Origin of the sequence: Campylobacter sp. IFREMER_LSEM_CL2101, assembly GCF_025771825.1 — a bacterium.
In the GTDB taxonomy this organism is placed as follows: Bacteria; Campylobacterota; Campylobacteria; order Campylobacterales; family Campylobacteraceae; genus Campylobacter_D; species Campylobacter_D lari_C.
In genome coordinates this window covers 32,682-44,828 of record NZ_JAKMQZ010000010.1, presented here as the reverse complement: position 1 = coordinate 44,828, position 12,147 = coordinate 32,682, and the positions used below count along the sequence as shown (strand labels likewise).

Sequence of the window (12,147 nt, the reverse complement as noted above, 5' to 3'; positions counted from 1 at the left end):
ATTCGAACCAACGGCCCCCTCCTTAAAAGGGAGATGCTCTACCGGCTGAGCTAACGAGACAATCAAAAAATGAAATTATGCCAAAAGAATATTCTTTTGTCAAGATATAATATAAAATTTTGAGCATATTTTTTAATATGCTCAAAATTTAGGCTAAATCTAAAGAAACTTTTCCATTTTTAATTTCTGCAACTTTAACTTTAATTTCATTGCCTACTTCTAACTTTTCTTTAATCTTAGAATTATGCAATAAACCATCCACGCCTTCTTTAAGTTCTACAAAAACTCCAAATTCTACAACTTTTTGAACTTTTCCTATAAATTCTTCTCCGATATCAAATTTAGGCATTTCTTTTCTATCGCGTTTTTTATTGGAACCTTTAGAATGGAGTAAATTTAATATATATTCTTTGCTTTGAGAAATTAAATCATGATTAATTCCTGCTATTTTAACTTCGCCTTTATCTCTATCTAAGTCGATATTAACTTCAAATTTTTCGATGATTTCTTTTATAGTTTTACCGCCTTGACCTATAATATCAGGGATTTTGTTTGGATCTACATTAAAGATCTCAATCTTTGGTAAAATAGCCTCATTAACAATGATATTTCTATCAGCTTCTTCCATTAGTTTTAAAATATACTCTCTAGCTTCTTTTGCTTGATACAAAGCTTCTTTTAAAACCTGTTGCTCTATACCACCAAGTTTTATATCCATCTGCAAAGCAGTGATTCCATCATAACTTCCTGCTACTTTAAAATCCATATCTCCATCGTGATCTTCAAGCCCCATGATATCGGTTAAAATAGCATATTTTTCATCTTCAAAAACAAGCCCCATTGCCACACCTGCTACTAGTTTTTCACTTTTTACTCCTGCAGCTCTTAAAGCCAAAGCACCACCACAAACAGTAGCCATAGAACTAGAACCATTACTTTCTAAAATTTCAGATACCAAACGAATGGTATGAGCATAATCTACATCCACACTAGGATGTAAAGCTCGTTTTGCTAAATTTCCATGTCCTAGCTCTCTTCTACCAGGAGCTTTTATAGGGCTAGCCTCGCCTACAGAAAACCCCGGAAAATTATAATTAACCATAAATTTTTCACAAATTGGATTTTTTTCTGTTAGCAAATCTGACATTTGCGCATCATTATCATTTCCTAAAGTTGCAACAACTAAGGCTTGGGTTTGTCCTCTAGTAAAAAGACAAGATCCATGAGCACTTGGTAAAATATTTGTTTCTATATCTATTTTCCTAACATCTTTCAAACCTCTACCATCTGCTCTTTTATTTTCATTAATAATTTGACTTCTAATAAGTTCTCTTTTACATACATGCAAAGCTTTTTCAATATCTTCAAATTTCCATTCATTTTCAATAGCCATTGTTTCGCTTTCAATTTCTTTTGCAATTTGTAAAATTTCACTTGCCCTTTCACTTTTTGCCATTTGATTAATAGCAATTTTAAGTTTTGTCATATAAGTATTTTTTATATAGTCAATAATTTGAGCATTATCTAGCTCTATTTTAAACTCAAGTTTGGAATTTTTTCTATAAGCAGCAAATGTTTTTTCATATTCATTAGAGCCACGTAAAATTGCATTACCTGCAAAATCTAAAGCTTTTAAAATATCATCTTCACTTAACTCATTCATACAATGTTTATTGTTTTGCTTATTTGCCAAAGCTCTCATTTCTATCATCAAAAGCTCGTCTTTAACACCTGCTACATAAAGATCTAGAGTGCTATTTTTTAGCTCACTGTTACTTGGATTTAAAACAAATTCATTATTTATACGACCTATTCTTACACCACAAACTGGCGCTTTAATAGGAATATCGCTTAAATATAAAGCAACACTTGCAGCATTTAAGCTCATTACTTGTAAATCTACTTCAGGATCAGCAGAAAGAACCATAACTACAATTTGGGTTGGATAAGCATAGCCTTTTGGAAAAAGAGGTCTTAAGCTTCTATCTATAATTCTTGCACTTAAAGTTTCATTATCACCTGGTTTAGTTTCTCTTTTTACATAGCCACCTGGAATTTTACCTGCTGCATAAGCTTTTTCTATATATTGCACCGTAAGAGGTAAAAAATCCTCTTCTACCATTTTTTCTTCTCTTGCTACAGTTGCTAAGACTACTGCATTTTTTTCTTGCATTAAAACTGCACCTGCTGCTTGTTTTGCCACTTTATCGGTATCAAATATTTCAAGATGATTATTGATATTTATTTCATGTCGCATGATTTTTCCTTTAAATTTTTATCATAGACAAAACCAAATAAGCTTTTTAAATTTTAAAAATTAAAACTTAAAAAGCCTGTTTTTATTTTGCCTATAAATTTATATCTAAACAACAAATTGTTTAGATATAAATTTACTTTTTTAAAGGTAAATAATATTTACTTTCTTCTAAAATATCTAAAATTTCATAGGATTGCAAAATCGTTTTATTTTTAAAATAGAACTCAATATTCACAAAATGATCAATCTTTTGCACACAATAAACCTCATCTACAAAAACACTAATATAATCATACACATCACTTGGCATTAAGGCAGTGGCATAAATAATACTATTTACTTCTTCCTTTAGCAAACTTTTAATACACGAAGAAGCAGTAATTCCGCTTTCACAGCCCTCATGTAACATTAAAATATTTTTTCCTTTTAAGTCTTTTAAAAGATTTCCTTTTCTGTAACGATATACATTTTTTAAAATTTTTTCTTCATAAGTCCTATTTGCCTCACCATAAATATAATCTAAGCTTATATCAAAAGCTTTAACTAAAGCCTCATTATAAACAAGCTCCTTTGTCTCACTAATCATAGCTATTTGACACTCATCATTATTAGGAGCTTTAATTTGTTCCGTAAATAAAAAATCATACGGAATTTCTAATTTTTGTGCTAGCGCATCAACAAAAATTATAGATTTTAAAGAAGGTGTAATAATAATATAATCTTTTAATTTATTTAGTGGTAATATATCATACAATCTAGCAAGCGCATCTTTTTCATCTTCAAAAAGCATTATATAGACCTTTCATTTTCTTCCAAAGAAAAATCATAAGAAACTCCACCCAGCGGATAAAAATTAAACATAAAATATACACCGCTTTGATCTTTAGCGCTAATCCCTCCACTAGTAAGCTTAGGTGAAATATCCTTACGATACATCAAAGAATAATTCCAACATTTTCTTTGATAGGTATAACCTACTTCCCATTTTTCAGGATCTTTGTTTAAATCAAACCATAAGCCACCAAATATTTGATAATTAGTATTTATATCATACTGAGCTTTAGTTCCTAGAAAATTATATTTTTCATTTTCATAAATTCTATAAGCATGATTTAGACTAACTTTCCACTCACCATAATCAAACAAAGCCTCACTAAATACTTTATCAAACCTATTATCTGCCCCTGAATATTCTGCTTCATTTCTCAAGCTTATATAATCATTGTAAAAATATTCTATAACATTATCAAAACCACCAAAACTACCTTCCTTGGTGAAATATTTAGCCTTCAAACTATGATATAGCTTTTTTTTACCTAAAGTATTGTAAAAATACTGATACATTGAAAAATTAAACTGCTCAGGATCATTTTTTAATTCTATAAAATCTTCAGTAATTTTACCTGATTTGGCTCCAGGTATAAAATAATTAGCACCTAAATATAAAGTGTGATAAAAATTTTCATATGGCTTAGAAAGATCTGTATATAAAGAAAAATTATGTGAATTTTGAAACAAATGTTCTTGATTTTTAGCATCTGTATTAGAATAATTAACAAAATTTGCATACACTCTTTCAGTAAAAGTAAAATTTAAAAAATCATCCATAAAACTCGTATGATAGATTAAAGGCAGATCAAAATCTAATGTTTTAGCATAAATACCTGTATGTCTATAATACCTATGAAAAGAAGCGTCTAAACTATATTGTATATAATTATCAAAAAAACCATTTAAATATCTATGATATTGAAAAGATGGATATTCTTGCATGGTATCTTTATTGCTAATTTTAGAAGTGTCTATATAATACTTTGCATAAGCACCATAATAATTATCATCATCAGATAAAAAATAATTTATTTTTGAGGTAACTAAAGAAGCTTCAGTTTTTGCACTAGAACTTAAATTCATATAATCCACATCATTTAAATAAGTAGCATCAACCCACAAGCCTTCTTGAAACTCATCGCTCAAAAGACTTTTAAACAAAGCTTCACTTGAATATTTGATTTCTAAACCATAATGTTCTTTGTTTTTTAAATTTTCCTCTCTTTTGTAGCTTGATTTTTCTCCAAAAATACCACCGCTAACTTCACCTTGAGAATAAGGACTGTCAATAAATCTTAAGGTTGAGTATAATCCATAACCTCTTTTTGTTCTAATTTGAGGCTCAAATTGAATATCTGCATTATCATCAATAACATAATAAATTGGTTGGTTGTAATACAGCCCCTCACTTTGCTTTAAAACTACCTGAGGGATTAACAAACCACTTTTTCTTTTAGTATCTACACTAAAACCAAAATAAGGTAAATACATCACAGGGGTATTTTTAACATACAATCTTGCATTATAAAGATGTAAAAAATTACTTTCTTTATTTAATTTTCCTTCATCAAAACGAATTTCCCAATCAGGATTTTCTACATTACAACTAGAAACAACTGACTTTTTAGTTGTAACAAATTTATCATTTAAATCAGCTTGATGACATTGCAACCAAACCTCTAAATCGTTATTTGAAAAAAATAAATTTTTAAAAGCTGTTGTGTTATCTTTGAGGTTAATCTTAGTATAAGTAGAATTAGTTCTTTCTTTTTGCCCTCGTAAGATATTTACATCACCAAATAATTCTAAATCTTTAGTTGTTTCATTAAATTTAGCTTCACTTGCGGTGATTAAATACAAATCAGAAACTACAACTACATTATTTTTTGCTTCTATAATATCATTTTTTTTTACAACATCTAAAGCATAAATATCTACCTTAGAAGCATACAAACTCCCTACGCAAGCTAAAGAAAGTAATATTTTACGCAAGATCTATCACCACTGTTTTTGCTGCATAGTCATGCCAAGTTTTCAAAACAATATTACTCAAAGCCCAAGCAAAACCTAAACCATACAACATATCGCTAATTTGTCTTACACCTGCCCTTAAAGCACTTTGGGTAAAATTTGGCTTATCTAGTAATTCTTGATCAATCACCATAATTTTCAAAAGCATTTTCCCTAAAGTTGCACCGTATAAATAAGTAAATAAACTATGATACGCAAACTGCAAAATCAAAATTCCACCAGCAAAGCGCATTAAAAGATTATGAATTTCATCATAAGTTTGCATAGAATTAATTTTATCAAGCAAAATAATACTTACAATAGCTAAAATTACAAAACTATCAATAATATAAGCTAAAAATCTTTTTTTAAAACTTGCTATTTTTAGCTCTTCTTTTTCTAGTTTATCAAATAATTCTTGATTTGTACTCATTTAAGAACCTGAAAAGCAATATCTTTTCTATATTGTTTTCCTTTAAAATGAACATTTTCACAAAGCATATAAGCATTTTTTTGAGCTTCCTCAATGCTTTTTCCAGTTCCCACACAAACCAATACACGACCACCACTAGCATACAATTTATCATCTTCCAAACTTACACCAGCATAAGAAATATGAGAATTTTGCGGGACATTATCTATCTCAATCAAGGCTTTTGGTGAGTCCTTGTAAGGATAATTTTTACTTGCGCAAACCACACCCACAGCAAATTCATTTTTAATTTTTATATGAGTATTAGCAAGATTTTTGTTCACACATGCTAAAAATAAATCCAAAGGATTTTCTATCAAAGGCATCAAAACCTCACACTCAGGATCACCAAAACGCACATTGTATTCTAAAACATAAGGTTTATTATTTACAACCATTAAACCTATAAACAACACTCCAACAAATTCAGCACCTTCTTCTTTCATACCTTTAAGAGTTGGCGCCACTATATCTTTTTTCACCTGCTCTAACAAATTCTCACTTGCTAAAGCACTTGGGGCATAAGCTCCCATGCCACCTGTATTAGGTCCTTTATCATTATCTAATAATCTTTTATGATCTTGTGCAGCAGGCAATAATATAAAATCATTTCCATCACAAACTGCAAATACACTTAACTCAAAGCCATCAAGATATTCTTCAATCACAACAATCTTTCCAGCTTCCCCAAAGCTTTCTCCACTTAGCATATTTTTAGTAGCTTCTAAAGCTTCTTCATGACTTTGAGCAATAATTACCCCTTTACCCGCACATAAGCCATCTGCTTTTACCACTATAGGAGGTGTTAAGGATGTGATAAATTTCTTAGCTTTTTCATAATCTGTTGTATTTAAAAATTTAGCTGTTTTAATTTTATATTTTTTTAAAAAACTCTTCATAAAAGATTTTGAAGCCTCTAACATAGCAGCAGCTTTAGTAGGCCCAAAAATAGCAATATTGTTTTCTTTAAAAAGATCTGCTATACCCTCTGCTAAAAAATTTTCGCTCCCAACTATACAAAGATCAATTTCAGATGCCTTTGCATAAGCTGTAATCACCTTAGGATCTTTCATATTAAGATTAGTTCCTATTTTAGCAGTAGCACCATTTCCTGGAGCAAAATAAAATTCTAAATTATCATTTGTTTTTTGAAGAGCCAAAGCGATAGAATACTCTCTTGCACCGCTTCCTAATATTAAAATTTTCATTATTTTCCTTAAAAGTGTTGCAAAAACCCAAATGGCCGGAGTATAAGTGTCTGACCCTCAAAAAGTCAAAGTATGCCATTAGGTGATTTTTAAAGGCTGCAGCTTCTCGCTTTTCTCAAAACTCAAACGAAGTCACAGAACACGGTAAATCACACATCACAGCTTATAATTAATGTGTTGGATCCTCTTTAATACCATATCGAACCATTTAGGCAATATAATTATAACTAAGAAAACTTAAAAATAGGGTTTAAAAAGGATTTTTATAAAATTTTAAATTTAGTTTTAGAATCTTTTTTTAAGAAATATTTCCCTTCTAAGATAACATCAGCAACAGGTGCCCATATAGTCTTTTCATCTACATAAACTATATCAAATTCAGTATTTTTCATTAATCCTTGATAATTTACTTTTTTAGGTGCATGCTTAACTACATAATAAGGATTCATTGCAAAAATTTGAATCTTCATGCTAACATACAAATCAGGATTAGAAGTAACTACTAAAAAACTCTTTTCACATTCTTTTCGAACCTTTTTAACATAAGAAAGTAATAATTGATCATTTGGGTTTAATGCATGTTTGTTTAGTCTGTTTAAATAAAGCTCAGCAAAAGAAAGCGTGCAAAAAGAAATTTCACTTGCTGTTTTAAAATAAGAGTTTTTAATACTTGTTGATTTTAAAGATTTTTTCCAAATTTCTATATCTAATTTTGTAGCACAAATATTCAAACCTTGCTTAATTTTTTCAAAAAGCTTTTCTCTTGCCATATTAAAACTATTACTAAAAATAGTAAAATTTTTTTCATAAAAAGACTTTTTCATTGCCTCTAATTTTTCTACGCTTTTTGTAAAATAGTCAGCTTCATTTTTAATTTCTATTAATTTTTGTTTTTTACTTTGTATCAACTCTTCAAATTCTTGGCGTTTTTTACCATTTTCAGATTCTAATCTTGCTTGTTTTGATTTTATATCTGTAATTAAAGTACTCATCTGACGATCTAGTGCTAATTTTCTATTTTTCCTATTATCAATCGAAGCTAAAAGTGCTTGATAATGACATTGATGAGATAAAAACACCTCATCATACAAACGCTCCATATTGATATGTTTTTGCTTATCTTTCATATCTTTATATGCCATTTCAAGGTGCACTATGATATTTTTCATTGCAGAAAAATCAGCTTGATTGATAGTATTATCCGAAAATAATAAAGTATCTAAAGCCTTATACAAAAAACGCTTCATAGCAAAAAAATCAATAATATATGGCACCTCATCTGTGTTAATGTCTTTTACTGCATTAATTGACAAGGTTTCATTATAAAAATATCTTTGAATGGCTTGTGGGATAGTTAAATTTAATGTGATTTTATCAAGATTATCATAATCTGTTTCTCTATAAAGTTCTTGAACATAGGCATCACGTCTTGTTAGTCTTAAATCTTCTAATTCATCATCACTATCTGTTTTCCAAAAATCTCTTTCTTTAATAAAATCATTATCTGTAAATTCTTGAAATTTGGAAGGTCTTAAATCAGTAATATGCTTTCCATCGGATCTAAATTCAACAAACATACCAACTGTTGGCATACTTCTTTTATCATGCCATGCATGTTTATTAAATTCAAAAAATGTTTTTGCTAGATTGATTACTGTTCCTCTTCCAGTAGCATCCACATAAACCATTATTTTTCCGTGCATATCCAAATCCTTGATCTAAAGAAAAATTCAATTCTTATTTTAACTTTGTTTTCATAAATTTACAATTATATTTTAAAATTTCAAAAAATAAACATCTTTAGGTATTTTATTTATGTTTTTATATCAATATTTTAAAAACCCAAAACAAACAGGAGCATTTTGCGCAAGCTCCAAAAAATTAAGCAAACTCATAACTTCTCATGTCCAACATGCAAAAAATATCGTTGAAATAGGGCCTGGTACGGGAAGTTTTACAAAGTATATCCTCAAACAAAAAAGCCATAATGCAAGATTTTTTGCCGTTGAAATCAACCCTCACATGGCAAAAAAATTAAAGCAAAATATAAAAAATATAGATATAGAAGTTAATTCAGCAGAATTTTTACCAAATATGTTAGAAAAAAGAGCAATCAGCAGTGTTGATTTGATTATCTCAGGAATTCCTTGGGCTTTATTAAATTCCAAAGAGCAAGATTTATTACTAAAATCTATTCATGATGCTTTAGAAGAAAACGGTTGTTTTGCAACATTTGCTTATATACTCCCAACACCAAAAGGAAGGGCTTTTAAGAAAAAACTTTTTGCTACTTTTAGCAAGGTAGAAATTTCACCTATCATTTGGCAAAATCTCCCTCCTGCTTTTGTTTATTTTTGCACTAAATAATCATTCCCATTCAATCGTTGCTGGTGGCTTACTAGAAATATCATACACTACGCGATTGATTCCTTCTACTTCATTAATAATACGGCGTGAAATATTTTCTAATAATTCATAAGGTAAATGAGAAAAAGTCGCAGTCATACCATCGCTTGCATTAACAACACGCACACAAACTGCATTATCATAGGTTCTATTATCTCCCATTACACCAACACTTTGCACGTTTAAAAGCACACAAAAAGCTTGCCATGTCTTATCATACCAACCACTGCTTTTTAATTCTTCAATCAAAATCACATCTGCTTTTCTTAAAAGCTCCAAACTAGGCTCATTTACCTCGCCCATTATACGTATAGCAAGGCCTGGTCCCGGAAAAGGATGACGATAAACTACATCTTTACTTAAACCAAGCTCCATTCCCAAAGCTCTTACCTCATCTTTAAAAATTTCCTTTAAAGGCTCGATGAGTTTTAAATTCATCTTTTCAGGTAAACCACCCACATTATGATGAGATTTTATAGTCTTACTAGCTCCTACAACCGAACTTTCAATAATATCCGTATACAAAGTCCCTTGTGCTAAATATTTTACATCTTTATGTTTTTTAGCTTCTTCTTCAAAAACTTCTATGAAGGTATTTCCTATGATTTTTCTCTTTTGCTCAGGATCTCTCACCCCCGCTAAACGACTTAAGAAAATCTCTCTAGCATCAATACTAATTAGATCAATACCCAAGGTGTGTCTAAACATATACTCAACTTGTTCTTTTTCTCCGCTTCTTAAAAGACCATTATCAACAAAAACAACTACTACTTGATCTTTTATCGCACTTGCTAGCAATGCAGCCACTACGCTACTATCCACTCCACCACTTACTGCACAAAGTACTTTATCATTTCCTACTTCTTCTTTGATTTTTTGCGCTTGAGTTTTTGCAAAAGATCCCATATTCCATACACTATCACAATTACATGCGTATTTTGCGAAATTTTTCAAGATGCTTTTTCCAAATTCACTATGTTGAACTTCAGGGTGAAATTGTAAAGCAAAAAATTTACGCTTCTCATCTCCAAATACACAAAAAGGACTATTTTCACTAGTTGCTAAAACCTCAAAACCTTGTGGTAAATTCTCAACCTTATCAGAATGGCTCATCCATACTGTTTGCTTTTTAGGTAAATTTTTAAACAAGTCACTATCATTTTGAATATCTATAGTTGCTTTGCCATATTCTTTATGACCTGCTGGGGCAACATTTGCTCCAAAATGATGTGCCATAAGTTGCATACCATAACATATTCCTAAAACTGGTATATTTAAATCAAAAACACCCTTATCGCAAAAATAAGCATCATTTGCATATACACTAGCTGGCCCACCACTTAAAATAATACCTTTAGGCTCTTTAGCTTTAATCTCATCTAAGCTCACATTAAAAGGTAAAATTTCTGCATATACACCTTGCTCTCTTAATCTTCTAGCAATGAGTTGCGTATATTGTGAACCAAAGTCCAAAACTAAAATATCTGCTTTTTTCATCTAACTCCTTTATAAATTTAACAATTGAAATTGTACATACCAAACTATAATAGATATTATATATCCAACTAAAATCGTCCATGCATATTTTAAATGAGCATTAAAAGTATAAATCCCTTTCATTTTACCCATTACTCCCACTCCAGCAGCTGAACCAAAACTAATCAAAGATCCCCCTATTCCCGCTGTAAGAGTCACTAAAAGCCATTGAGTATCATCCATACTTGGGTTTGCTTTTAATACCGCGCTCATAACCGGAACATTATCTACAATAGCAGATAAAAATCCTACTCCTATATTAATACTAGTAGCTCCAAATTTTGCATAAAGATCAGAAGCATAAGCAAGCCAACCAACAAAATGCAAGGCGCCCACAGCAGATAAAATACCAAAGAAAAATAATAAAGTATCCATCTCAATACGCGTCATATAATGAAAAATATTTAAATCTTTTTTACCTTGTTTTCTGTTGAAAAAATACATATACAAACTAAGCAATGAAAGGCCAAAAATCATACCCCACATTGCAGGTAAATCACAAATACTATGAATAAATACCGCCAAAGCTATAGTTGAAAAACCAAGTACAATAAAAACTTTACCGCCTGGTTTAATTTCTACTTTTTCTAGATTATCTTTGTGGAAATTTGGCTTAATATCAGGCACATAACGCGATAACAAATAAGCAGTAAGTAACCAACCAATAAAAGAAGCAGGAAAAAGAGCAAAAAATTCAAAAAACGTGGCTTTTTTTGCTGTCCAAACCATCAAAGTAGTAATATCACCAAATGGCGACCAAGCTCCACCAGCATTAGCTGCAACGACAATATTTATAGCACCTGGGATTAAAAATTCTTTATTATGTTTATCTATGGTTAAGAGCACAGTGGATAAAATCAAAGCGGTTGTAAGATTATCTGCAATTGGAGAGATAAAAAAAGCTAAAATACCTGTTAGCCAAAATAACTTTCTATAAGTATAACCCTTGCTTACAAGTTTGTATTTTAAAGTTTCAAAAACTGATCTTTCTATCAACGCTTCTATAAAAGTCATAGCAGCTATTAAGAAAAAAACAATTTGTGCAATTTCTAAAATAAGATGATTAACACTTTCTTCAAGTATTTGCGTATCTAAATCGTTCATTACCATATATATACCTATGATAACAAAAGATAAAGTACCTATAAACAAAGCAGGCTTAGTTTTGTTGATATGATATTTTTCTTCTGCTGCGATAAAATAATAACCTAATATAAAAATTATTAAAATACCTATACCCAAAGCACTAAAAGCCAAATTTAACTCATGAGTTTGACCTGCTAATAAAAAGCTAATACTAAAACAAAGTAAAAAAAGTATTCTACTCATATTTCACTCTCCAAAGATTGGAATTTTTTTATTTCCTTTACGCTGCCATTATTATCTTTTATTTCATAAAATGGAGCAGCTTTATAACCACATGCACT

9 protein-coding genes are annotated in these 12,147 nt (G+C 30.2%); 1 reads left to right on the top strand and 8 read right to left on the bottom strand.

The features are described 5' to 3' along the window. Positions 1 to 148: 148 nt before the first annotated feature. The 6 genes from L8V88_RS06820 to L8V88_RS06795 form a co-directional block, all read right to left on the bottom strand. Positions 149 to 2,257 (bottom strand): polyribonucleotide nucleotidyltransferase, encoded by a 2,109-nt coding sequence (locus L8V88_RS06820; RefSeq protein WP_263727331.1) that lies wholly within the window; start codon positions 2,255 to 2,257, stop codon positions 149 to 151. Positions 2,258 to 2,390: 133 nt separating this feature from the next. Then, a complete protein-coding gene (locus L8V88_RS06815; RefSeq protein ID WP_263727330.1) occupies positions 2,391 to 3,047 on the bottom strand; it encodes a phosphoribosyltransferase family protein in 657 nt (218 codons plus the stop codon). After that, positions 3,047 to 5,083 (bottom strand): LPS-assembly protein LptD, encoded by a 2,037-nt coding sequence (locus tag L8V88_RS06810; RefSeq protein WP_263727333.1) that lies wholly within the window; start codon positions 5,081 to 5,083, stop codon positions 3,047 to 3,049. The genes L8V88_RS06815 and L8V88_RS06810 overlap by 1 nt, the downstream gene beginning before the upstream one ends. Next, entirely contained in the window at positions 5,073 to 5,531 is a 459-nt protein-coding gene (locus L8V88_RS06805; protein ID WP_263727329.1) for an RDD family protein, read from the bottom strand. Before L8V88_RS06805 ends, L8V88_RS06810 begins: the two co-directional genes overlap by 11 nt. After that, positions 5,528 to 6,778, bottom strand: coding sequence for a phosphoribosylamine--glycine ligase (purD, locus tag L8V88_RS06800; RefSeq protein WP_263727328.1), 1,251 nt, complete (start codon positions 6,776 to 6,778; stop codon positions 5,528 to 5,530). The genes L8V88_RS06805 and purD overlap by 4 nt, the downstream gene beginning before the upstream one ends. A 263-nt stretch (positions 6,779 to 7,041) precedes the next feature. Further along, complete coding sequence (locus L8V88_RS06795; RefSeq protein WP_263727327.1) at positions 7,042 to 8,481, bottom strand: hypothetical protein; 1,440 nt, start codon at positions 8,479 to 8,481, stop codon at positions 7,042 to 7,044. Between the two features lie 112 nt (positions 8,482 to 8,593). Between L8V88_RS06795 and L8V88_RS06790 the strand changes: the two genes are divergently transcribed. Next, positions 8,594 to 9,145 (top strand): class I SAM-dependent methyltransferase, encoded by a 552-nt coding sequence (locus L8V88_RS06790; RefSeq protein WP_263675364.1) that lies wholly within the window; start codon positions 8,594 to 8,596, stop codon positions 9,143 to 9,145. Here L8V88_RS06790 and guaA read toward each other — a convergent pair whose 3' ends face one another. Together guaA and nhaD are read right to left on the bottom strand one after the other, a co-directional pair. Further along, positions 9,146 to 10,681, bottom strand: coding sequence for a glutamine-hydrolyzing GMP synthase (gene guaA / locus L8V88_RS06785; protein ID WP_039641066.1), 1,536 nt, complete (start codon positions 10,679 to 10,681; stop codon positions 9,146 to 9,148). Positions 10,682 to 10,690: 9 nt separating this feature from the next. Continuing rightward, the gene (gene nhaD / locus L8V88_RS06780; protein WP_263727326.1) at positions 10,691 to 12,049 is read right to left on the bottom strand and encodes a sodium:proton antiporter NhaD; all 1,359 of its coding nucleotides are present in this window, start codon (positions 12,047 to 12,049) and stop codon (positions 10,691 to 10,693) included. Positions 12,050 to 12,147: the final 98 nt, after the last annotated feature.